General features: G+C 59.8%; 13 protein-coding genes and 1 pseudogene. 4 read left to right on the top strand and 10 right to left on the bottom strand.

Annotation, left to right across the window (positions count from 1 at the left end; all coding sequences use genetic code 11):
• The first annotated feature begins 714 nt into the window (after positions 1-714).
• Positions 715-1,137, top strand: a complete 423-nt coding sequence (locus tag B5527_RS36830) for a hypothetical protein (protein WP_079605859.1) — start codon at positions 715-717, stop codon at positions 1,135-1,137.
• Between the two features lie 609 nt (positions 1,138-1,746).
• On the top strand, positions 1,747-3,342 hold the full coding sequence (locus tag B5527_RS36825) for an ABC-F family ATP-binding cassette domain-containing protein (protein ID WP_079607797.1): 1,596 nt from the start codon (positions 1,747-1,749) through the stop codon (positions 3,340-3,342).
• 513 nt (positions 3,343-3,855) lie between these two features.
• On the opposite strand, the gene B5527_RS36820 is transcribed toward B5527_RS36825, so the two are convergent.
• The 3 genes from B5527_RS36820 to B5527_RS36805 form a co-directional block, all read right to left on the bottom strand.
• Positions 3,856-4,320, bottom strand: a complete 465-nt coding sequence (locus tag B5527_RS36820; RefSeq protein WP_079605858.1) for a HEAT repeat domain-containing protein — start codon at positions 4,318-4,320, stop codon at positions 3,856-3,858.
• Positions 4,317-6,155 (bottom strand): glycoside hydrolase family 15 protein, encoded by a 1,839-nt coding sequence (locus B5527_RS36815; protein WP_079605857.1) that lies wholly within the window; start codon positions 6,153-6,155, stop codon positions 4,317-4,319. Before B5527_RS36815 ends, B5527_RS36820 begins: the two co-directional genes overlap by 4 nt.
• Before the next feature lie 1,268 nt (positions 6,156-7,423).
• Complete coding sequence (locus tag B5527_RS36805) at positions 7,424-8,479, bottom strand: IS110 family transposase (protein WP_079605855.1); 1,056 nt, start codon at positions 8,477-8,479, stop codon at positions 7,424-7,426.
• Between the two features lie 2,283 nt (positions 8,480-10,762).
• On the opposite strand from B5527_RS36805, the gene B5527_RS36795 reads away from it, so the two are divergent.
• The gene (locus B5527_RS36795) at positions 10,763-14,041 is read left to right on the top strand and encodes an ABC transporter substrate-binding protein (RefSeq protein ID WP_079605853.1); all 3,279 of its coding nucleotides are present in this window, start codon (positions 10,763-10,765) and stop codon (positions 14,039-14,041) included.
• Between the two features lie 695 nt (positions 14,042-14,736).
• Entirely contained in the window at positions 14,737-16,404 is a 1,668-nt protein-coding gene (locus B5527_RS36790) for an arylsulfatase (RefSeq protein ID WP_079605852.1), read from the top strand.
• Between the two features lie 590 nt (positions 16,405-16,994).
• Here B5527_RS36790 and B5527_RS36785 read toward each other — a convergent pair.
• The 7 genes and pseudogenes from B5527_RS36785 to B5527_RS44860 all read right to left on the bottom strand — a co-directional run bounded on the left by B5527_RS36785 (position 16,995) and on the right by B5527_RS44860 (position 24,876).
• Positions 16,995-18,155 carry an IS110 family transposase gene (locus B5527_RS36785; protein WP_079607796.1) on the bottom strand — a complete coding sequence of 387 codons (1,161 nt, stop codon included), beginning with the start codon at positions 18,153-18,155 and terminating at the stop codon, positions 16,995-16,997.
• A 157-nt stretch (positions 18,156-18,312) separates the two neighbouring features.
• On the bottom strand, positions 18,313-19,845 hold the full coding sequence (locus B5527_RS36780) for a DUF1254 domain-containing protein (protein WP_079607795.1): 1,533 nt from the start codon (positions 19,843-19,845) through the stop codon (positions 18,313-18,315).
• A 43-nt stretch (positions 19,846-19,888) separates the two neighbouring features.
• Entirely contained in the window at positions 19,889-21,334 is a 1,446-nt protein-coding gene (locus B5527_RS36775; RefSeq protein WP_079605851.1) for a DUF1254 domain-containing protein, read from the bottom strand.
• A 215-nt stretch (positions 21,335-21,549) separates the two neighbouring features.
• Positions 21,550-21,997: pseudogene (locus B5527_RS36770) on the bottom strand (hypothetical protein).
• 296 nt (positions 21,998-22,293) lie between these two features.
• Entirely contained in the window at positions 22,294-23,061 is a 768-nt protein-coding gene (locus B5527_RS36765) for a hypothetical protein (RefSeq protein ID WP_079605850.1), read from the bottom strand.
• A gap of 985 nt (positions 23,062-24,046) precedes the next feature.
• The gene (locus B5527_RS36760) at positions 24,047-24,643 is read right to left on the bottom strand and encodes a hypothetical protein (protein WP_079605849.1); all 597 of its coding nucleotides are present in this window, start codon (positions 24,641-24,643) and stop codon (positions 24,047-24,049) included.
• A 71-nt stretch (positions 24,644-24,714) separates the two neighbouring features.
• Positions 24,715-24,876 (bottom strand): hypothetical protein, encoded by a 162-nt coding sequence (locus B5527_RS44860; RefSeq protein WP_154072714.1) that lies wholly within the window; start codon positions 24,874-24,876, stop codon positions 24,715-24,717.
• Positions 24,877-25,069 lie beyond the last annotated feature (193 nt).

Below are 25,069 nucleotides of genomic sequence, written 5' to 3'. Positions count from 1 at the left end.
GCGGACGCTCTTTGCTCGGGAACCGGGAGATCTCATGGTCGGCCAGCGCCACATGCGTGTAGCACTGGTCCGTGTCGGGAAGGCGAGGAGCCGTAGCCGATGATGTACGATCATGAGAAGTCTGACCCCGCCATAGTAGCTGTGAAGCCGACGAACAAGGCCGGGCAACCGGCTGCGGAGTTGGTGGAGCCAAGGGCGGGGGCCGAGGGGAATGTGAGTCAGCAAAGCACGGGCCGGGCACAGTACCGGGAAACCGTGTCACAGGCGCTGAAGCGCATACGGAATTTCGTGAGAATATCACGACGCGCCGTTACACACCCGAGGTGGGAGCCGTGTGCCCGAATTGGGCTCGCACGGATCTGTGCGGGGGGCGCGGGGTAACTCGCGTCCCTACCGCGAAAGTGACGAACCACGGTCGAAACGACGCGATTGTGACCCTGGCTGCGTGAAAACGTGCACGAGCCAGGAACGCGGAGAATTGTTTTCTCTGTCGTCTTCTCCTAGTAGTGGCCGCAAGTACTTTTGGTGTTCTGATTTACCGAATCGAGGCGAAATTTCTACGCGCAGATTGCACGTCGGAGTTTTCACGCGGCCAAGACCCCCAAAGCAGTCATCCCGCCGGTCCAAATCGGGCGCAAGTTGCCTTCGCCAATGGCAGCTATTGGCTTTGCGGGCCCGCCACCCTAGAATTGCGGCGATCGCAGGACGGGCGAAATGCAGTATGTTTGCGACGCGCCGAAGGGTAAGACCTGGTTCCGTATCGAGACGGAAGGTGAAGCGGCGCATGAGTCGCGCCTGATGAGCCACACAGTCGAGAAATATTTCTGCCGCGAGCGGGAGAAGGCAGTCCAATCCTGGCGTCCGGTGTGGCCCAACGCGATCGAGCGCGACATCGGCCTCGAGGCCCATGTACAGCGAGAGATGCCGCTTTTCCTCACGTTGCGCGACAGGGAGGGCAATGCACTGGCTACAGCGATGCTGCCACCGGGTGGCAAGGATCGCGGCGGGTTCCGGATCATCATCGTTGCCGCATCCAATGCCGATCCTTATCCTGAGCAGGACGCGGCCATCGCTGCGCTAGGAGCGCATTTCGGTCTCACACTCGATCGCCACCGCTGCTTCCCCTACGGCCGCTAAGGAGCCTGACAAGTATCGCTGCTTGATTGGAGCGATGTCGGCTCATGGCACTTTTCGGACATGCCCGGGTGGTCTGACGACGTCTGCTCCTGAGGGTAGAACGGACTTGCCGAGGAAGCAGGGTCATTTCCGTTTTTGACCGATATTGTTGCAAAAGTCTTTTTCGGGTGAAGTGCGAAAATTCTAAAGACCGCTGATGCGCTTCGCGCGCGGCGACGTGAGGGACCACATCGTTTCACCCAAAATCGACCACGGTCTTTCGTAGCGGCGCTACAGAACGTGACAGCGGAAGAGAAGTCTAAAAATCAACTTTCGCGAGATTTTTGGTGTTGTCCAATTTTCGACTTTTGCAACAAAATCGACCCAAAGCGGAAGTCGGCTTGACTGACGGGATAGCGCGAGAGCATAGGCGAATTTTTCCTCTCCTGCTGCCATTCGATAGCTATTTCTCTCTAGCGGCAAAGTGCTGGCCCTCCCAACAGGATTTGCCACACCCTCCCTTCTAGATTAGATATCTGCGGGTCAGCAATTCCAACAGGATGTGTGCAGCAATGGATCCCACCCAGGCAACAACGCCGATTCGTTTTGTTTCCAGGGAGATTCTTGTCCGTGTCTGCTTCCATCACCATTTCCAATCTTTCATGGTCGACACCTGACGGCCGAACCCTTTTTTCGAACCTTGACCTTGGATTCGGCGCGGAGCGGGCGGGCTTTGTGGGTCGAAATGGCATTGGCAAATCCACACTTCTCAAGCTCATATCTGGCGATCTAACCTCCCAGTCAGGAAAAGTGTCCGTCAACGGCAATCTGGGGATCCTTCGTCAGGCCGTAGAGGTGAGTCCGGATGGAACGATCGCCGACCTGTTTGGCGCGACCGAAAATCTGGCCATTCTTCGTCGGGCAGAAGCCGGTGAAGCCACCGGCGAGGAGCTTGCAGTCGTGGACTGGACTCTTGAACCACGCATTGCTGGCGCCCTCGGACGTGTCGGATTGAACACGGAACACGAAACTCCTCTGGCTGCGCTGTCTGGTGGGCAACGCACGCGGGCCAGTCTTGCAGTCCTTGTTTTTTCTGAACCTGATTTCCTCCTGCTGGACGAACCGACCAACAACCTCGATCGCAATGGCCGCCGGGCAGTGATCGACCTGTTGGCCGGGTGGCGAGTGGGTGCGATCGTCGTGAGCCATGACCGGGAGTTGCTCGAAATAATGGATACCATTGTCGAACTGACCTCGCTCGGTGCCACGCGCTATGGCGGCAACTGGAGCCACTATCGCGAACGCAAGGCGCTCGAACTCGCGGCGGCGCAGCACGACGTCGCGGGCGCAGAGAGACGCGTCGCCGAAGTCGCACGCGGCGCACAGGCGACAGCCGAGCGGCAGGCACGCAGGGATCAGGCGGGCCGAAGGAAGAGCGCCAAGGGCGGCATGCCGCGCATTGCTCTTGGAGGTCTAAAGGATAGAAGCGAGGGCACGAGCGGCGAGAACGCCCGTCTGGCAGAACGCCGGCGCGCGCAAGCGATCGAAGCCGCGGCCGCCGCTCGCGAACCCATCGAAATCCTCCAACCTCTGTCAGTTGTTATTCCGTCAACGGGGCTTTCGGCCAACAAGACTGTTTTGAAGGTGGACGCAGTAACTGCCGGCTACGAACCCGACTGGCCTATTATTCGCGACCTGTCTTTTGCGGTCACCGGTCCGGAGCGTCTTGCCGTTAGCGGCCCTAATGGCTGCGGAAAGACGACATTGTTAGCGATCATCACCGGCAAGCTGCAGCCCTGGAGCGGAGCTGTTCGGATCATGGTCGACTACGCCATGCTCGACCAGCGGGTGAGCCTTCTCGATCCCTCGATCTCGATCCGCGACAACTTCCGGCGGATCAACCCGCAGGCGAATGAGAATGCCTGTCGGGCGGCTTTGGCCCGCTTCATGTTCCGCGCCGACGCAGCCCTTCAGGTTGTTTCTTCGCTCAGTGGAGGTCAATTGCTGCGCGCAGGTCTAGCCTGCGTGCTGGCGGGATCAACGCCGCCTTCTCTCCTGATCCTTGACGAGCCGACAAATCATTTGGACATCGACTCCATTGAGGCTGTCGAGGCCGGCTTACGCTCCTATGACGGTGCTCTGTTGATCGTCAGCCACGATGAGGCATTCTTGGAAAATATCGGGACTTCGCGGAGCCTCGAATTATCCCCGGAAAAACCGGATTGAAGAAGCCATTCAGCCTTCCCTCCGCTGACGGAACCGTTTCGGGCTCAAACCTTGCCGAAATTTCCTTTGAATCAATCAGAGCGTCTAGATTTATCGGGCGAACGTCCGGATCGTTTGAGACATCCCCGCGGCCGGTTGGCATGTCCGCTTACCGGGGAAGATCGGAAGTAGCCCGCGCACCGCCAAAGTGGCGCGATTGACCCAAAAGGGACCTCTGGTCCTCGCAAATTGCCTGCTCAATAGAGCATGCCGGTGAGAACAGCTATCACTCCATACCGAGGGCCATCCGAATCTCAAGAGCCGGTGTGACTCTGGCGTCAACGCTTTGCCTCAGCGACATTGACGGCCGCGTTCTGGCAACAAGCTGCGACGCTATCAGAGCGCCCAAGCAGGTTCGCCGCAATTCCGCTTGGCATCTCATCTACCTCAAATAAAATCCAAGCATTTCTGCCCGCATCAAAGAATTGCTGGAGGAGCGCGAACAAATCCGCGCGAGGCGACGCCGCCGGAGGCTCAAGAGGACAAGGACTTCAGCTCCGGCGGCGGGGCGCCCTTCCCCTCGAGCATCCCCAGCGCTAGCGCGGCCTCCACCCGCACGCTCGGATCCTTATCACCCGCTAGCTGTCGGAGGGGGAGGAGGGCTTGTTCGATCCCCGGGAAGGCCGGACCGAGGCGCCCGAGGTGCCAGGCCGCCAAGCTGCGGACGAAGGCGAGCTCGTTGCCCAACTCCGCGATGAGGACGGTGACCGACTCTCCACCTGGCGGCGCCACCCGGGCGAGGGCCGCCGCCGCCCAAACGCGCACGAACCCAACCGGGTCCTGGAGGGCCGCGGCGAGGTCGGACACAGCCTCGGTTGCCGCGGGGCCAATCTCGCCTAGGGCATATGCGCCGAGGCGGCGCTGGAGCGGATCGCTGCTCGAAAGCTCCCCCACCCAGTCTGCGGTGGAAGTCCCTAGGTAAGCGACCTGCGCGCTCATGGTCCGACCCTACTCAAGGCCCCACGGCCGAGCCGGCGGTCCAGGTTGAACGCGGCGCTGATCAACCCGATGTGAGTGAATGCCTGGGGGAAGTTGCCCAGCGCTTCGCCACACGGACCCGTCTCCTCGGCGTACAGGCCGAGGTGGTTGGCGTAGGTCAGCATCTTCTCGAAGATGAAGCGGGCCTCCTCGGCGCGGCCCGCCCGGGCCAGCGCTTCCACCAGCCAGAACGTACACATATTGAACGTCCCCTCGCTCCCGGTCAGGCCGTCGCCGGCTCCTCTGCCGATCTCGTAGCGGTGCACTAGGCTGTCGGAGACCAGCTCCGCCATGGTCCGATCCAGCGTCCCGCGCATGCGGGGGTCGGTCGGCGACAGGAAGAAGACGAGCGGCATGATCAGGTTGGACGCATCCACCGCGTCGGTGGCGAAGTGCTGCACGAAGGTCTGCCGCTCCGTGTCCCAGCCGCGCGTCATGATGGCCTCGTAGATGCGGTCTCGCTCCGCGGCCAGGCGGGTGCGGTCCAGCGGCAGGCTCCGCTTCTGCGCAAGGCGGATCGCTCGGTCCAGCGCCACCCAGCACTGCACCTTGGAGTAGACGAACTGCTGCTGTCCACCGCGCACCTCCCAGATGCCATCGTCGGCTCGCTCCCAGTTGTTCGCCACCCAGTCGAGCATCTTGCGCAGGTGGCACCAGAAGTCATAGGCGGTCGGCGTCCCGTACTTGTCGTACAGGTAGACGGCGTCCATCAGCTCGCCATAGATGTCCAGCTGCAGCTGCTCGGCAGCGGCGTTGCCGACTCGCACCGGACGCGAGCCGCGGTAACCGTCGAGGTGGCCGAGGACCTCCTCGGGCAGCTCGTGCCCGCCGTCGATGCGATACATGGTCTGCAATGGGTCGCCCCGGGCGCCCTCGACGGCCCGCTGCTCCAACCAGGCCATGAACTGCTCTGCCTCCGACGTCAGCCCCAGGCGCAGGAAGGCGTAATTGGTGAAAGCGGCGTCGCGCACCCAAGTATAGCGATAGTCCCAGTTGCGCACCCCGCCGATCTCTTCCGGCAGCCCACAGGTCGGCGCCGCCACGATCGCGCCGGTCGGCGCGAACGTCAGCAGCTTCAACACCAGCGCCGAGCGGTGGACCATCTCGCGCCAGCGACCTGAATAGTTGCACTTCCTCAGCCACTGCCGCCAAAAGGCTTGGGTCTGCGTCAGGGCCTCCGTGCCGACCAGCCGCGCCTCGAGCAGGACGCCGTCATGAACGCTGTCGTGGCCGTTCTCCTCCACCTGGCGGAGGATGAACGTGGTCGTCTCGCCGGGGTTGAGGACGAACTCGGCAGCGACGCCGTCGCCCTGCCGACCAAGCGGGAAGCGGCTGACTAGCGAGACCTTCATGCCTTGCGCCTCGAAGATCGCTCCCCGGCCCTCCAGGACGACCTGGTGGGGCCGGCGGGCGAAGTCGAAAGCTGGCCGGCAGTCGAGGCGGAAGCGGACCGACCCGCGCACAGCCCGCACTACCCGGACGATCTCGTGGATCTTTCTGATCTCGCGCGGGCGTTGGACCGGCATGAAGTCCACGACTTCACCGACGCCCTGGTCGCTAAGAAAGCGCGTCACCAGGACGTTGCTGTCAGGCATGTACATCTGTTTGTGCTGCGCCTCGTAGAGACTGGCGATGCGGAATGAGCCCCCTTTCTGGTCGTCGAGGATCGCCCCGAAGACGCTCGGCGAGTCAAAGTGCGGCAGGCAGCACCAGTCGATGGACCCGTCGATGCCGACTAGGGCAACGGTGTGCAGGTCGCCGATGACGCCGTAGGACTCGATCGGCTTGTAGCCCATGATCTCGCCTCCTCCGCTCGCTCGACGCTGATCGAGCCCCACGATGGGCGTATCGTCAATGCCCTGAGGCGGCGAAAAGCGACACCGGATATTCAACTTTTTTGCTCGCAACCTCGCTCCCGCGGCCCCTCGCCAGTAGAGTTTCAGCCCCGAGCGAATGGCGCACCCACTAATTGGATGATCTGACCCGACGCCGGTATATTGACGGCTTAATCGATTGGAGATGGCCGGGGGTTGAGCCTTGAGGCGCTTGACCAAGGTCTTGCTTAAGTTGGCGCGATTAGGAGCGCTTTTGGTCGCGAGGGAGCCGGAGTGGGAGGTCAACTTCTGGCACTTTTGAGACATGCGGACCGGTTCGGAAGATGTCCGTTCATCGGGGTAGACCAGAAGTCGTCGCCGCACGGTCAGTTGCGAACCTGTTCACTGCTTGCCAGGAGTTGATCGTACAATCGGTCGATCTCGCGCGCCTGACCGGGCGTGACATCCTCCTTATGCAAGGCTCTCAGCTCATGCTCGGTTGGCTGGTAATTGCGACCATTGCGAATCGGCCATGGTCCCCTGTGAAGTGGCGGGGCGGCAAGTGCCGCGGGGGCAGCAAGCGCGATAGTGCTGACTGCTAACGTTGCGAAGACGAGAGCAGTACGTCGTGATTTTCCAAAGGTCATTTCGATTCTCCACTCATGAGAAACTAGGGCGAATGACGCTTCGGCAACCCCATGCGGGTCGCGTTGTGTGTGTGTGACCGTATCGCGGCGCATCCTATTCCGTCAGGTCGCCCAAGATTCTCGAGCGATGAGCCGCAAATTTTGAAAAGTGCAGCCGTTGCAAAGACAAAGGACCGCCCAGAGACTGATCACATAAACGTTAGCTTTTGCTGGCGCGCGTCGGAGACAATTCCCTTCCGACAGCGGCGGGGAACTGGGCCGAGCTATGGAGACTTCTGGGTTTGACCCAACTGTATGGACCGGCCGTGCGTTGCAAGCCGAATGTGAAAAATGGAGGGGGTTGGTCTTGCGCATCTGTATCCGGCCCTTGCATGGAGCGTTTGTGCTCCTGGCCATCATGGATATCCGCGCGCACCCGATCTCATTCTGAGAAAGGCCCTGAGAGGCCGCTTGGGTCACCAGATCACGTGTGCGACGGCGAGACCATTTCTCCATCTCCTCAAATCCAACTCGCAGACCTCGGCAGGTATAGCTGTAACATTCCTCGGTTGCGCCCAGGGATCAGCCTTGGACATCCCCTCGGCGGGTCCGAACGCGTTGATCTTATGCGACCTTTGGTTCGACGCGCGCTTCGTAGCTGCGACCTTGTGCCAACACAGTCCAAGCGATCCGCGCCAGCTTATTGGCGAGTGCGGTTGCTAGGACGTTATGGTGTAGGCGTTGTGCCGCAGCCGTGAGCCACAACCCAAAACTATGCTTCGCCCAGTTTGCTGGTCTGAGCAGAATAACGCGAGCACCCTGCATTATCAGCGTGCGTAGATAGCGATTGCCGCGCTTGCTGATGCGCCCAAGGATCGTCCGATCGCCAGTCGACATCTGCTTCGGCACTAAGCCGAGCCAGGCGGCAAAGTCACGGCCCTTGGCAAAGGCGGTGCCATTGCCAATGGCCGCTACCGTGGCGCTGGCGATGAGCGGGCCGATGCCCGGAGCGGTCATCAATTGACGGCAACTCTCGCTGCCATGCGCCAGAACCTCGATCTCTTCGGTGATGTGCTTGATACGCTCATCAAGACGCCGCCAATCGCCGCTGAGATCTTCTATGATCCTGGTCATGCGAGGTGACAACACGTCGCCGCGTTTAGCCAGGATGTCCGGAAGCTGTTGGCGGAGGAAGCGAAGCCCCTGACGTACCGCAATGCCATGCTCCAAGAGAAAGCCGCGGATCTGATTGATCACGGCCGTTCGTTGGCCGACCAGGCGAGATCGCACCCGGTGCAGCGCTTGTAGATCAAGCTGATCGTCGGTCTTCACTGGAACGCAGCGTGTCGACGGCCGCTGCACGGCTTCCGCGATCGCGTGTGCGTCTCTGAAGTCGTTCTTGTGGCCTTGCCGGAACGGTTTGGCATAGGCTGGCGGTACCTGCCTTACGTCATGACCGAGCGCAATTAGCTCGCGAGCGACGTAGTGCGTTGCCATGCCAGCTTCGATTCCGATCAGGCACCGCGGCGCATTGGCGAACCGAGCTGCGATCCGGCCGCGTGAAACCTTCTCCCGCAGAACGATTGCCCCCTTGTCGTCGAGGCCGATCAAATGCAGGGTGTTCTTGCCCGTATCGATGCCAATGGTTTGTGCGGCTGCAGCGGCTGTCTTATGGGACATAGCGATGTGCTCCTCGTGCTTCTAAGCCCCCCGCTCATGCTCTGAGCGGTTCTGGGCGGAAGCACGGCCGGTCCATCCCATTCTGAGACATTCCGATTTGGCGCTCGATAGATGATCCACGCCGCTGATGGCTGGAAGAAATGGAGCTGCATCGGCTCGGAGGCGCCCTGAGAGGAGAACGCTAATGGACGAGCCGCAATGGACCGGACCGTGTCAATGCGCGTGACATCAGACTTGCACTGGAGCGGGCTGCGGCGGAGACCAAACCATGATCACAGCTTTGAATTGAGGAGCCGTCTTCGGGCGGCTTTTCCTTGGAAAACTTCGCGACGAAAATATTTCAGCGAAAAGGGAATTTTTAGCCGGTAACAGGGCTCACCTTATCAGGCCTCACTAGATGCAAGATTGCTAATTCCGCTCCCGGTCCGGCGGCGGGCGTCAACTGTACGTTCGCCAATCCGAGCGCGCCGTGCGAGCGACACAACGGGGGGGCAAGATGAGGATAGTTTTGGCATTAGCCGTTCTTGCAGCGTCGTCATCAGCATTTGCAAAACAATCGCCGCTAACGGGAGAGCCTTACCGACTGCCTTTGCTGTGCAATAAATCTGGAGAGAAAATCTCGGGACTAACCAAGATTTGCTACTATAGCTGTGCAAAATCGGAAGGTGCCATGACGGCGACGACGTACGAGGCTTGCCCGCGATGGACCACACGCTGGCGGTTGAACCGAAACGCGCAATTCGGCCCAAAGGAAAATTCACGGTAGTTGAGCACGCGATTGCTAACTCCACTCAGGACCGCCAAGGCACTCGGGCTTGATGTGCCGCCGTCGCTGCTCGCCGCCGCCGACGAGGTAATAGAATAGAGAAGCTGTTTTGTTGCGGTGCATGAGTCTGGTTGTGGCACGAAACGGATAAGCCGGGGCGGCCTGACGATGTCTGTTGTGGAGGCTAGAACGGACATGTCGTTCCAGCGCGGCCATTTCCGTTTTTGACCCGAAGGCGACCTTAAACTCGCAACCAGCGAGAGGCTGATCGCAGCTTAGCAGAGTCCTTGGTGAGGCCGGGCCGTTAGGTCGTGGGACTTAGCACAAGCGGCACGCTCCCCAGGATGCGCAGCAGCCACCGTCTCCCCAGCCACCGAACCCGATGTCGTCATCGAACCCGATGCCGAACCCGCAGCCGCCGCAACCGCAACCACGAAAGCCACGGCAACCACGGAAGCCACCGCAACCTCGGCAGCCAACAAACCCGACACGACCGCCACCACGGAAGCCGGCACACCCGCCGCCAACATGGGCGCATCCGCCGCCAACATGGGCGCACCCGCCGCCACCATGGCCGCAGCCGCCGCACCCACCGCCTCCGCGCGCTAGCTGCACGCCGCTGCCAACGTTTTCCCTATCGAAGACATAGAACGTGGCGAGACTGACGTCGGTCATTTCCTCTTCGCTGAGAACGAAGCGCTGATTTGGCGGGGTATTGTCAGATTGCGGGATACTGGCAGTGGGCATCGTGGATGCGGGTGCACCACTACCCACCAGCGAAAAACTCAGTCCGGCGGCACCCAGCGCCTTCACGGCGGCGGCTTTGGTTGTGCGTTTCTGCTTCGAAGCTTGCTTGACCCGTGGCATGGTCGCATCCTCCGTAGGTTCTTGTGAAATCGCCTGGCAAGCGTGCGCTTGGCGAAACCGGCGCGCAAGGGTTAGCTTTGCCAAAAAACGCGAAACATCTCACCGAGTTCCCAATCATCTTCATGAACGAGATCGAGACATAACCGCTTTTGGTTGAGCCATCCGCGCACATGCAGCAGCATGAACCTGTATGCCTGAAATTGGCACTTTTCAGACATGCCCGGGTAGTCTGACGACGTCTGCTCCTGAGGGGATACTGTTGCAAAAGTCGAAAATCGGACAACACCAAAAATCTCGCGAAAGTTGATTTTTAGACTTCTCTTCCGCTGTCACGTCCTGTAGCGCCGCTACGAAGGACCGTGGTCGATTTTGGGTGAAACGATGTGGTCCCTCACGTTGCCGCCTGCGAAACGCATCAGCGGTCATTAGAATTTTCGTACTTCACCCGAAAAAGACTTTTGCAACAATATCGGCGGCATAGCGGACATGGCCGGACTTGCTGCGGGCTCGACCAAGTCGCGAATGATCCCATTACCGGACATGAAACCTGATCACCGCCTGAGACTGGTAGCTGCCATTTATCACCCACAGGACGGCTATAGGCTGCTATAGTTCAGGGATTGCGCAAGGCACGTCCTCGGCGAGGCCACATGCGACGGCGCGAGTTCATCACGTTTTTTGGCGGCGTGGCGGCAGCTTGGCCGCTCGCCACGCTTGCGCGGCAACCGGACATGTTGAGACGGCTAGCCATGGCGGCTTGCCTGGTCCTGCTGGCATCGCATCCTGCCGCTGCGCTGGATCAAGTGTCGATGCAGCTCAAATGGAAGAACCAATTTCAGTTCGCCGGCTATTACCAGGCACTTGAACAGGGTTTCTACCGCGACGCGGGTCTCGACGTCACCATCCGCGAAGGCGGTCCCGGCATCGACGCCGCCGAAGCTGTCGCCGGCGGCAAGGCGGATTACGGGGTCTGCACCTCAAGCGTTCTGCGTGGCTGGGCGGCGGGCCGCCGGCTGGTCGTGTTGGCCACCATCTTCCAGCGTTCCCCGGCCGTCATCCTGGTCGCGCGCCGGGCTGATATCAGCAACGTGTCGGAACTGCGCGGCCGTACGCTGATGGACGCGCCGGGAAGCGATGAGATCGCCGCAATGTTGGAGCGCGAAGGGGTCGACTATCAAGCCCTGCCGCGCGTTGATCACGAGGGAAATCCGCGCGACCTCCTGGCCGGCCGGGCCGACGCGATGGTCGCTTACAGCACGAACGAGCCTTTTGTCCTTGAACAGCTGGGCGCGGCGTACCGCACCTTCGCGCCCGCCGCATCCGGCATCGATTTCTACGGCGACAATTTGTGCACCTCTGAGGCAGAGGTGAAAGCCCATCCGGACCGGGTCGCGGCGTTCAGGGCAGCTAGTGTGAAAGGCTGGGCCTACGCCCTCGCGCATAAGGAGGCGACGGTCGATCTGATCCTTAGAACCTATTCGGCAAAAAAGAGCCGTGAGGCCCTGCTGTTTGAGGCGGAGCACACGGAGGCCTTGGTCGGACGCGACCCCGATCGGATCGGCGAACAGGATCCTGCGCGCTGGCGAAGTATCGCCAAGACTTACCGGCAACTCGGGCTGTTGACCGACGATACGCTGCCCGCCGCACTGATTTGGAACGGAAATGACGGCAGCCTGCGGCGCTGGTTGATTGTGCTGCTGCTTGTGACGGCCGGATTGGCGACTGCAGTCCTGGTTGCCTACCGAAGTCGCCGCACTCTGCGCGGCACAATAGCCCGATTGGGCGCGCTTCCGCGGTTTGTCACGATGAGGCGGCCGAGGCTGAGCCTGATCATGTCGTTGCTGTTCATCGGCCTCAGCATTCCCGTTCTCATTTTCATCCTGATCTACAATTATAACAAGAACTCGGCCGGCATGGTGGCGGTCCTGAACGACGCGGTCGCGCAGACCAGCCAGGCCGGCATCGAGCGCACCGAGAATTTGATCGAGAGCACGGAAAGCCCGCTGCGCTTTCTCGCCGAAGTAGCAGGCGCCGATTCCGGGTATTTCCGTACCGAGCAAAGCAATGACCTGCTGTACCGCGCGCTGACCTCGGCCGCGCATATCGACGCCATCTACGTCAGCTTCGAGGATGGCTATCATCGGGTCGTGACGCGAATTGACGAGGATCGTCGGCGCGCGGATCCCAAGATCCCGGCGGCCGCGAACTGGCACGCCAGCTACATCGATGCGATCACCTTTGCGTTCTCACGGGTCCGCCACCGCAAATTCTTCGACATATGGCCCCATCAAGTCGGTGCCTATGATGTTCCCACCGATACCGACATTCGCCGCTTGCCCGGCTATCAGGCCGCCAAAACGACGCGGACGCTCGCGGTGACCGAGCCCTCCATCAACCCCGACACCGGTTTTCCTATTCTCTTTTTGCGTGTTCCAATATTCCATGGTGTCGACTTCGTCGGCTGCGCAACTGCCAACATTACCGTGGATGTCCTGTCGCGCTATCTCGACAAGCACCGAGCCAGCGCGCGCAGCACGACCCTCATCGCCCACCGCAGCAACGGCAAGATCATCGCCTTCCCGGATAAGCAGAAGGGCGTTCGGATCGAGAACGGAACCCTCAAGATCGCAACCCTGGCTGATATCGACGATCCCGACGTGCGCGAGGCTCACCGCCAGCACGCTCGTACCGGTGCTGACAGATTCACCTTCCAGTCACCGACGAACGGAGAGGATTTGATCGCGGCCTTCGCCAATTTCCCGGGTGGCTTCGGTCAACCCTGGCAGGTGATCACGTTGACGCCGATCGACGATTTCGTGGGCACGTTGAAGAAGACCAATCGATTGATGATGGTCGTCATCATTGGTCTCACCATGGTCGAGTTGTTCTTCATCTTCTTCGCCTCTCGCCGGCTGTCGCGTCCGGTCGAAAATGTGTCCCGGCAATTGCAGGCGATCGAAAGCCTCGATTTCGATACGCCCGCGCGTCCACCATCGAATATCCAGGAGATCGCGAAACTCGAATCGGCGGCCTCGCTGCTGCGAACGTCGCTGAAATCGTTCTCATCCTTTGTTCCGCTCGATGTGGTGCGCCAACTCATCAAGTCCGGCATTCCGCTGACGCTGGGCGTAGAGCCGCGATTCCTCACCGTGTTCTTTTCCGATCTGGAGAATTTTTCCAGCCACTCCGAAACGCTCGCGCCTGATGACCTGCTTGTCCAGATATCGACCTATCTCGAGGAGGTCTCGTCCGCGATCTCGGAGGAAGGTGGCACCGTCGATAAGTTCATCGGCGATGGCGTCATGGCTTTCTGGAATGCCCCGGTTGAACGCCGTGACCACGTTCTACGCGCCTGCGCCGCGGCGGTGCGGGCGGTACGCCGCATGGAGCGCGTCAACGATGCCTGGGAGGCGGAAGGACGGCCGCGAATCAACGTCAGGATCGGGCTCAATTGCGCCAACGTCCTTGTCGGCAATGTCGGGTCTTCAAACCGGCTGAGCTACACGGCCTTGGGGGACGGCGTGAACGTTGCCGCCCGCCTTGAAGGCATCAACAAGCAGTTTGGTACCACCATCTGCATCAGCGACAGCATTTACGACCAGGCAAAGGCCGACATACTCGCGCGGCCGATCAAGCCGGTTCAGGTAAAGGGCCGCAAGACCGAGTTCATGATCTATGAATTACTCGCTCTTCGTACCAGCGACGACCCTGACCTAGGAGTTCGGGATCGGGATGAGGAGCTGAGCGCGATGACCTGGCAGGCCTCGCAAAAGTTCGAGATCGGCAATTTTCCTGCGGCAGAGCGTGCCTACCGTGACATCCTGAAAGAGTTTCCCGAAGATTCCCTGGCGAAGTTCATGATGGCGGAATGCGCGGGAAAACGACGATCAGATCTTGCCGTCGTTGCCCCCAACCGTGACGACAGCTGAGCAATAAAACTGTAGCTGCCTGTGTTTCGACCGGTCCACCATCATGCGGAGAACGAAACGATCGCGGCAATCAGCGAGCCTGCTTTAGCAGCGGCCGCTAACTGCCGTGGAGAAGGTAAGGCCGCCGCAGTTGGCGGCTTCTTTTATCGCGTCGGCTGTTGGCACTTTTCGGACCTGAGTGGCCAGCCTTACGATGTCCGCTCACCGGGGGGGGTTAGAGCGGACCGCACGCTTACGAGCGCCGACGTCCGAGTCTGACCCTACGGACTTCGGTGAACATTTCACGAAACCGCGCCCAACGTCTTCCAGATGTTGGGACAGATACACTGTCGCATTCTGATGGGATCGCGCATGCAGCGACGCGAGTTTATTACACCTATCGGCGGCGCAGCGGAGCATTAACGTGCTTATGGAGCTGACTGCAGGGTTGTGACAAAGTTTTATCTTCGACACTTTAAAATTTATCTTCGACACTTTAAAAAGCGTATGCAGATCGAATTCCGTCAGCCCCGCTTTCGGGACTGAATGAAATTTGCTTAGCCTGCGGCGCGCAGATTGTCGGCCGAAGGGAACAGAGCGGAGGACTAGCTACCAAGGTGATTGGTTGTAGTAAGTCGACCTATGCACTTCAGCGCGAAGGCAGGCGTCAGCAGGATTTATAGAGGTGAGCATCCACTAGCATTGGGAGGACGCGAATGACGTTTCATACAAGGAGCATGTGGTTCGGTCTGTTGGCAGCGGCGACAGTGGCAATCTCGCCCGCAGCGGCGCAGAAGAAGGCCAACGTCGTCATGCTGATGACCGATGATACCGGATGGGCCGACTTCGGTTGCTACCTCGGTGGCTCGGCCCTCGGGCACCCGACGCCGAACATCGATCGCGTTGCCAAGGAAGGAGCGATGTTCACCAATTGGTATGGCCAGGCCAGCTGCACCGCGGGCCGAGCTTCGTTCATAACCGGGCGCATTCCGATCCGCTCGGCCATGTCGGTCGTCGTCGTTCCCGGCGACCCGAACGGCCTAAGGCCGGAAACACCCACCATCGCCGAGTTCTACCAGAAGAACGGCTATTCCACTTACTACTCCGGCAAGTGGCATCTCGGCGATGTGGAGAAGTTTTATCCGATCAATCATGGCTTCGACGAGATGAAGGAGTTCGCCGCATACTATCCCGGCGTCTACGGCTACAGCGACACGGCTCACGACGCTCACCCGTGGTTCCCGAAAGGTAACGCCGAATACTGGAAGATGTACCAGAGCGTCGTGAACCTCTACGAATGGGAAGGCACGGCGGGCAAGCCGGCAGTGAAGGGCAACAACGGCGCGGTGATCACGCTCGAAAATCTCGCCGATTTCGATATGCGACAGACCGATTCGGCGATCGAATACATCAAGAAACACGCAAAGGACAGCAAGCCGTTCTTCATGGACGTCAATTTCATGAAGATGCACCAGCCCACCAGCCCGAACAAGATGTTCGCGGGCAAGTCGCACCTTGGCAACTACTCGGATTCGATGCTGGAGCTCGACTACAACATCGGCCGGATCATGGACGTCATCCGCGCCGAAGCGCCCGATACGATTGTCATCATCACCGCCGACAACGGGGCCTGGCAGGACGCGTGGCCCGACGCCGGCACCCATCCGTTCCGCGGCGAAAAGGGCTCACCGTTCGAGGCCGGCTGGCGCGTTCCCGGTATCATGTGGGCGCCGGGCAAAATTCCGGCAGGGCTGGTCCTCCACGAAATGATGTCGCACATGGACGTGTGGCCGACGACGGCCGCGATGGTTGGTCTCAAGTCGCCGACCAAGGGCGAGACGTTGGACAACAACGGCAAGCCGATCTATTTCGATGGCATCGACAACAGCGCCTACGTGACGGGTGAAGCCAACCACTCGGCGCGCAACGGGTGGATCTACATCGACGGCGAGAACTTCTCAGGCGTTCGTGCCGACATCGCTCTGGACCCCGAGGCGCCCGACGTAAAGATGGCGTGGAAGGCACTCTATTCTTCGAAAGATACCTGGATGGGTGCGACGTTGAGCATGGGCGCCGTGCCTTCCATTTACAACCTGACCATGGACCCCTACGAGAAATACGACATGATGTTCAACGGTGCGGTCGCGACCCGCAACCCGACCTCGTCGCCGGGTCGCTACGCCGGCATGGACAATGGTTGGGCTCTTTCGCTGATTGACATTCCGCTTAACGAGTTCAACCAGTCGATTATCAAGTATCCGAACATCGAGCGCTTCCCTGGCGGAGCCTCGACTGACATGCTCCCGAATCTGCAGAACCCGAAAAACCCGTTGCCCTACGATCCGCTCAAAGTGCCGAAGACCGTCGGAATGGGGGGCGGCTAGATAAGGTAGTAGCCCAGGTTGGTCTGTCATGACGGCGCGGGTGGGCGCGGGGTAACTCGCGTCCCTACCGCGAAAAACATATGCTCGCAGAGAGCTTTTCCGGTTTTGACCCAGGCTGTGTGAAAACTCCGACGTCGAACTTGCGCGTAGAAAGTTAGTCTCGATTGCGTTCAATAAGAGAAGAGGCGATCTGCCAGTCACCGTCGGAAGAAGAAAAGAGAGAAAACAATTCTGCGAGTTCTCCGCGCGTGCACGTTTTCACACAGCCTTGTATGAGGACTTTCGTGTCAAGTGTTACTGCAACTCTATGTCCTTCGTTGTTCGAGGTTCGGTATAGTTGATCCGAGGGGAGCCCACGCTCGGGCGCGATGGTCGCGCCGCAACCTTGTATTCGGTTGGGCCATGCGGGACCCGGACCATGAAGCAACTATTCGCTTCTGCGGTGAGGCTCCGAGGCGGCGGGCCCATTCTGGACACGGCTTCAAAGCCATGGCTGTGTTCGGGTCACCACCACCTCGGATCATGATCAGCGGCTGTCGCCAAGGCGCAAAGGACGCTGAAACTGGATTTGCTGCTCCTCGATAAGATGTTCAAGCCGCCGCCGTCCGCAACGCGACACCAGCGGGGATTTCTCCGGTCGTAACCATGCGCCACAGTGCGATCAGAAGCTTTCGGGCAAGTGCAACGATCATCGTCGTTTTGCGCTTTCCCGCCGCACCTTCGGTCCTGGCTCGATACCATTGCCCCAGTGCGCTTTCCTTCTGGAAGCGCAGGAAGCGCCACGCCAGCTGAATGAGGCCGCGCCGCACGCGTGCATTGCCCGCCTTCGCCAAGCCCTTCTCACGTCGTTTGACCCCGCTCTCGTCAGGAGACCCGGTGAGGCCGGCGTAACGAGCTACGGCCCGTCGATCTCGAAGGTTTCGCGACAGGATCTCCTGCACCAGCATATCCGCTGTCTCGACACCAACACCGATGATGCTTGCCAACATCCGCACCATTGCATGCGGGCCAGTGCTCGGCGCCTGTTCCAGGCGTTCAAGCCGAGCCTGCTCGATTGCATTGATCTGCTCGCGGACCCAAGCCAGCCGCGCCATATCGCGCCGCAATTCATCAAGCATGTTTGGTGGGATTGGCACGCCCTCCGCTGTATACTGTGCTTCAAGGCGCTGTGGCGCCTTGAGCAGTTCTGGCTTGAAGCCGCGGATGCCAAGACGGATCAGCGCCGCTTTCATGCGATTGATAATCCTAGTGCGTTCACCGATCAGGCTTTCGCGCTCGCGGCTTGGGCGCCTGGCGTCTTCTTCCTCAAGCGTTGGGATCGCGACCATTTTGCAGTGACGAGGCTCACCACGCAGCCATCCTAAGAACACACGAATGAGCATCTCGGTGTCGAGACGATCTGTCTTTGCCCTGCGATGCTCGCGTGACACTGCGACGCTCGTCGAATGGATGACAAAGGGCTCGATACTGCGAGCGCGCAACCAACGGGCCAACCAGAATCCATCCCGGCCGGCCTCGAAAGCCAGAACGATCCGAGTGATCATTCGACCGGCTTTCATCGCATGATCGCGCCAACCCTCCACCAAACGCAGGAGCGCCGTTGGATCGGGATTCAATTTCTTCAAGGGTCGTCTTTCAATGCCAGGAACAACTCCGGCGGCGAGCCAGCTTGATTGGCTCATCTCCAGTACTACAACCATGGTGCTATTCTGTTCGAAGGCGATCAGAGAACGGCTCAGGTCATCGGTCATGGGGGCACCTCCATCGGTTTTCGCACAACGACAACGGTGCCAGACCTTTGCCGCCGTCCCCATAGCTTCTGGACGACCCAACTCGGACATTTCGCCTACGCCGTAGACGAGGGGTCTCATCCGCATCATGTTCACCGCCGGCATCGGCAGCCTAACGTCACTTCACCGCTTCGATGTCGCCGGGCTTCCAGCTTTTGTCGATAGCCGCTTCGGTCGGGCCGTAGAGTCTGATGACCGCGAAATACCCTTTGTCCGGCACAGTCGCGAGCCAGTTTCCGGTCTTGCCCTCGGGGGCTCTGGGGCCGAGGTAAAGGTCTGTGCTGCCGTCGGCATTCCGCGCTGGTTTGTCGCGCGAGCCGAGCGAAGGGAAGGGCTGGCCGTTGGCCAGTCCCGAGCCGGTATACGCATCGTAGAGCGTCACCGACCAGAAGATTTCGGCCGGGACATTCGGCGGCAGCCTCAGGCGATAGTTGGTGCCACCCAACAAGGGCGCGCCCTCGCCATCCGCAAAGCCGACCATGTAATTTGCGCCTTTGCCAGGCGTGTATGTGATCATGCCGGGGCTGATCGAGTAAACGTAGCTGAAGAAGTTGATCCGGGCGTCAAGTGCCAGATAGCCTCCAGCGGTGTTTAACCAGGACAGATTCAGTACACCTGATGGCTTTGATGGCGTGCCGTCGGTGAAGGGCCTGATCCAGTGCCGATCTGGGTAGATCACGTAGGACATGCCACCGACAACTTGTTCGAAACCGATGACGCGCGCCGTCTTGTAGCCGGTCTTCGCGGCCCGATCGAGAATCTCCCGTGTGTGCGCATCTGGTGTGAACGGCTGGCCCTTGACGATGCCGATCGCCGCCAGCATGCCGAGCCAGTCGGGACCGGCGAGGTTGTCGCCCTCCCTGTCTACGAGCAGCTTGAGTTGATCGAAGGCACTGCCGTCGCTGACCGGTAGCATGTCGGCCGGGACGCCGGAGGCGTCGGGGAATTTCATCGGCTTCGCGCCAGCCTGGCCGTTCAGCGGATAGATTTTCGTCTGTTCAAGGTGTGTGACGGCCGGGGTCAGATTCTTCGGGTCCTCATAGAAACCGCGCAGGAAGACGAAGACGTTGTTTGTGGCTGAACGGTAGATGAAATAACCTTGCGGCACCGATCCCTTATAGCCGGGTGGCAACAACAGAAACTTGCCGCCCTTGCCGCCGTCCGGTCCAGCCAGGCCGACGTCGCCGGAGAACTGTTTTCCGCCAACAGAGGGTCCAGGGATGGGGCGTTGCCAGAAGTCGAGCAGGATGCCTTGCAGCCCACGCGGTGCTTCCATCACCAGCGGACCATCCTTGCCTAGGTCTAGGTAGCTCATCGCATAGAGGACATCGGAGTTTGGTGTGGTCACCAGAGTCCTAGCATCGAGACGCTGCTTCCAGATCGGTAGGACGTTGTAGCCGGCGCCAAACGTCTTTTCCGACCCGACCTGCATGCCGAGCGTATTGATCAGCGGCATCGCCCAGAGATAGGTCTGCGTCGCCCGCTCGAAAAGCAGTTCGTCGCGCAGTGTCTGCGCGGTCTCCTTCGTCGGTCGGCCTTCCGCGAACGGCAGGTTGGCGAGTTCGTCGAAACGGGCAAATTGAGCAAGGGCTGTCCCCTGAACCGCCAGCGCACCGACGAACCCTGCGGCAAGGAGGCTTGTTTTGCGCATGGTATTCATGCTCGTCGCCTTTTCTGCTTGATCGGATTTTTACTCACGTCACGCGCTCGATCTTTGGCGGCTGCCAAGTTCCTTCACCGGGGGGCAAGATCGAAGGTGGTTGAACCTTCGGCCAGTAAAGACGCATGACGAGATAGATCAGATCGTTCGGCGCGGGGAGCCAGTTCGATTCCTTGTCGGCGCCCGGCGAATCCTTCTGGATATAAAGCGTCAGAGAGCCGTCGGAATTCTTCTTCATGCCTGGCAGCATCGGCGAGTTGATCAGATACCGGTCGATCGGGTTTTTGATCAGCAATTGGCTTTTGCCGTCATACATGGTCACCGACCAAAAGGCGTCCACCGGTGGGAATTGTCCGGCGGGGAAAGTGATTGTGTATTTGTGCTTGGAACCATCGAGGACCTCACCATCGGCAAGCGTCTTCGCCATGGGATAGACGGCCTCGACCGCGTCGTTGCCATAAATGCCGCCCTTGGCGGCGGCGGCCCGCTTCAGCCAGTCGCCGCTATAGAACAGCCGGTCCCCGAACAGCGATCCGATTTTCCATCCATTTACGTCTTTCTGTCCGCTGGCGAGATACTTTTCAACCTTCTCTTCGCCGTCTTTCATACCCAGTCCGATCTCAACTTTGTGCGTCAACGGAAGATCCTTGAAGTCGAAAGTCTTGCCAGGGCCGACGCCGATACGGGCGAGTTTCTCGCGAATGCCGCGCTCTTCCGGCCCCGCCGGCGCGAACTGGAGAGCGAAGTCGAGATATTCGAAGAAGTTCTTCTTCACCAACTCCGCATTGGCCTTGGGAAAGTCGATGGCGGCTGCGGCGGGCGGCGCGGGCTGCTTGAGATAGGCCGACAGGGGCTGCACTTTGTAGCCAGCCTGGACCTTCTCGACATTCGGCATGTCTTGCGGATTGAAAAGCTGGGTGCGGTAGGCAGCGGCAGAAAACTGCGTCGAGGACTGAAATACCTTCTTGATACCGGACGGGGTTGCCCCCTTCCAATCGGGGCCGACAACCATGTAGTCACCGGCCTCGCCGCCGGTCGCGCGGCTACCGATATATCCGTAGTTGAAGGTGTTGCCGTCGCACAGCATCACCGCGTAATAGCGCGTCTTCTCCACAGCCGGCACCGAAAGAACTATAGGTTCGGCACGCAGATCGAGAAATAGCAGGGAATACGGCGTGTCGCTGTTGGGGGTTATGATGGCTGTGTCCTTGTAGGTGAAGACCCGCGCCTCGTTCTTGATCTGGTTGAACGGCGCCTTGTATTGCCCCGAGTTCCTGTCGACGGAATATTCGTACATCACCGCGTAGTTCATCACGATGGGAAGCCCGTAGATAAACCCTTCCTCGGCGATGGCCTTCGCCTCAAGCGGGTTGGGCCATTCGGCTTTCGCGAACCCGTTGGATAGCAACAGTAGTGCGCCGGCCAGACCGACAGACGCTGGCTTCAGGAAACGTGGCGTCGCACGAAGGGGTACGGTCATCGCAAATCTCCCATTTGTTCGATTTGTAGGTAGCGAGAGTGATCCGTTTGAGCGACTATGCAAAATCAGACACTCGCTCTTGGTGTAGATTACGCTCACCACAGCGTCCCCGCTAGCCGCCAATTGTCCGCTTGTGGCACAAAACGGACCTGCCGATGCAGTCGCCGCATGTCCGTTGTTGGGGTAACAACGGAAGTCGGATTTCAGTTTTGCGTTTAGTTTTCCGGCGGCGGCTGGCGCGAGCGCGGGGCAAGCTGGAGCATCGTCGCTGCCGGGCGCTTTCCGGCCTTCTTGCACTTCTGTCAAACGAGCCGCCCGGCGAGATCATGAACGCGTGTTGTCGAGACGTGGGGCAGCGCGCATAGATCGACATCGCGGCGTCTGGCAACGCGAGCATTTTATTTCGAGCCACGGGAAGCCGCCGTTGATGGCTTGATCTATCGTCGGGCTCGGATCGATGGGGCCGCCGTCGCTCCACATCTTTTCATTCCAAGACTGACAGGCGAGGTTATCGGCTTCCCGGATCAGCGCCTCGCCCTCGCGTCGCTTTTCCGCCGAGCGCTCGGCGAAAATGTGCATCATCGCCCGCGACTTCGAAAGCTCTTTCGTGAGGGCTTTGCGGTCGCCGCCGGACAGCGGCATGTGATGGTGCTTCCGAGCCATCACTCATCAGAGCGCGCCGCGCCCGTTTTGCGCAATCACCCTATATGTCGGGGTCGGGCGATCATGGTCCCTACACCCCGTCGCGGTTAGTCGGGCAACCGCCGTCAAGCGTTTTAGAAACACGAAAGCCGCCGCCGGGGTCGAGAGATCGGCGACGGCTTAGGCATGATACGCGGCCCGGGGCGGAGTGTCGCGGCACCGGGTAAAGAAACCATCAACGATCATGCGGATGATGGGGACCCCTCCCGGAGCGCGTAGCGGCCCGGGAGAGCCATGGTTCCCGAGGAAGTTGTCTGTTACTTGACGGCGCGCAAGGGCAGAGCGCGCCCAGTGATCTCCCGCATGGTGCGGGCGTCGATAGGCTCACAGGGCAGAACGTCCTCGTTCATGAACTGGATGCTCTGCGCCTCTTGAAGCAAGACCTCTTCAATCGCCGCCTCAATGCCAAAGCGCGCCAAGGTCTCGCCGATCGCAGCCAGTTCACTACCCGGCTCGGCGCCCGCGATGTCCTCTCGGAGCCATTGGGCATGTTGAGCGGGCGACAGCATCGGATTTCCGAGCACCTGCTGTTGCACGTACAGCATCGCGGCACCTTCCCCATGGGCCTGCGGCCCGTGGGCTTCCTCGCTAACAGGATTGGCGGCCTTCTCATTCGCGATCTTCTCAGACAAGTCCGATTGGGCCTGCCTAAGATTGTTAATCGCGACGCTGAACGCTGCCAAACTTTCAGGCGCTTCATAGAAAGAAGGACTACCGGACCGGACCCTAATTTTAGCGGCGCTAAAATTATGGACACAGTTGTCGAGCACGGCCGCAATCGCGTCCTCACGCTTTTTGGTCGCGGCGGCTATGGCTTGCGAAGCGCACACTTGCTCTAATGCTGCTTTCCAGCCTGCTTCGAGCAATATGGCTTCCACTTCCTTCGGGTGCTTCTGCTTCCGCATGTAGCGAAGGGACGCGGCGCGATCCCGCATCTCTTGCGTCCGCTGCGGATTGGCAACGCCGCGCCGCTTGCGCTGCGCTTCCGTCTCCGCCTTCTTACGTTTCTTTGAGATATCGATCATAGCAAACCTCCTATGGGTCGGAGGCTAACGAGGTCGCATCATGCGGCCCCGTCGCGCTGGTCCAGTTCTTTGGGCGTCCAATCGGCTCTAGAGATAGAGCCTGCCCCGGTAGCGCGATGCTCGCGCCCGGCTGGACTAACATGTCCGGCCGCAACTAAACTTCCAACTCGGGGCCGATCATCGCATGTCGCGGCGCCAGTGCCTAGCTCAACATGAAGTTGTAGTTAACCATGCTCTCCCGTAGAAACGTGTTTGCCCTTGTCGGTTGAAAAATTCAATCCCAACACTTTTTCGAATTTTTCTAAATTCAGTCATCAATCGAAGCGTCCGACAAGAGCTAGGGGGCATCACGTTTTTGGTTAATGATCCTCGATTTCCAGACGACGCCTTTGTTCTCAGCGCGTGCTCCAGCACCTCATCAAGGACAGATGCGCTGAGCAAGTTGGGCAATGCTGCCACGTGGTCCCAGCAAGCCATGAGTGAAAAACATGCGAACAGACCGGGTGCGGCTATCGGGAAATGGAATCTGGTCTACGCCGACCGCTTCCCAAAATACGGAGCCTGACCCCCAAATGGCGCTAACGTCGCCGCTTGTTCTAAGGAAGAGGCAAGGACGCTGACTATCCCGTGCCCTTCACACCGACGCGCAATGAAATCTCTGAAACAGCGCCACATTCCTTGCACGTCCAGTAGGTCCCGGGTTTCACCTCATCGGGCCACAAGGCCATCTTTCCCGGACAATCCGCGCTCGCACACGGCGCTTCGTCCATCACGGGCATCCTGCATCAGAGCGCGCCGCGCTGCTTCGCGCAATCGCCCAACATATCGGGGCGAACCAATCCCGGCCTACAGCCTATCGCGGTTGCCAGCGCAGAGACGGTTATAGTGTGATGTAATGATGGGAACCTCGGTATGGACCCCGAACCGCGCCCTAGAGCGCGGACCGGAGACCCCGGGGCTCGTATGCCCCGAGGCGAGTTGTCCGTTACGAAACGGCGCGGAGCTTGCGAGCGTTGCTGAGCGCGGCCTCGTGAGCGAGAGTGGTGCACCTCTTGGTGCTCTCGCGCTCCACGTTCTCGGCTTGCTGCGCTTCAATCTCGGCAGCCACCTCGGCTTGCGGCCTACCAAGCCATTCCTGGAGGCCCGCTTCGAGCTTCGAGCGATAGACGCGCTCGAAGGTTTCCAGCGATGCCTTGGCCGCCGCGATCAGTGCAGCGGTCTCGGCCTCTTCTTCGAGCGCGTTGCTCGACCCGATATAGCGCGAGCCGTCATCGTCACGCTTGGCGTAACGATCTGCCAAGTCGAAAGCGACTTGAGGGCCGCTGTTGTGGTCGTGGCCCTCTTCGTCTTCCCATGCCGTCGAGCCCGGGAAGAACCGCTTGGCCAACTCATCATCGACCCGTTCCATGATCGGCTGAAAGTCTTCGACCGCGTTGCGAAGCTCGCGGCGTTCGGCCCAGTATTTGGCTTGCTCGCGCTCGCGCTCTTTACTCTTGGCGCGGGCGGCCTTCTCTTTCGCACGATCAAGCGCGGCCTGCGCTCTCTCGATGCTCTGCTCAGGAGTGAGCTTCGTTTTACTCATCGTTGTCTCCTATCTGTTGATGTGATGATGGTGGTCCCGAGGCCATCATGATTGACGGCTCCGGGTCGCTGTTAGCGGCTGCGCCGCTCAAGTTTTTGCTTGGCGAGAAGGCCCAGCGTCTTCGCGCTGGTTTCGTTGACAGCCTCATGAGGCCCGATAGGGATCATGGTTTCTGTCTTGCCTTCGATGCTCCGCACGTAAGGCACGGGGCCGTCGTCATTGATCTGTGGCATGGGGATGCCCTTTCACTGTTAGGTTTTGCCGCTCGGATTATTCCGGTGGCCGCGTGTCGCTGCACCATTTCCACAAGGCTCTCGCTGCTATGAGCAGCGGAGCGTCAGAGGCCCCGTGAGAGCGAAAGGGCCAAAGGGACATTTGCCGATGAAGCCCCGCACGTCGTTGTGTGCGGTTGTCATCCTTCAATTT

Source organism: Bradyrhizobium erythrophlei (genome assembly GCF_900129425.1).
GTDB lineage: Bacteria > Pseudomonadota > Alphaproteobacteria > Rhizobiales > Xanthobacteraceae > Bradyrhizobium > Bradyrhizobium erythrophlei_C.
Note: the sequence above shows the minus strand (reverse complement) of the source record. Positions and strands in the feature narration are given on the sequence as shown.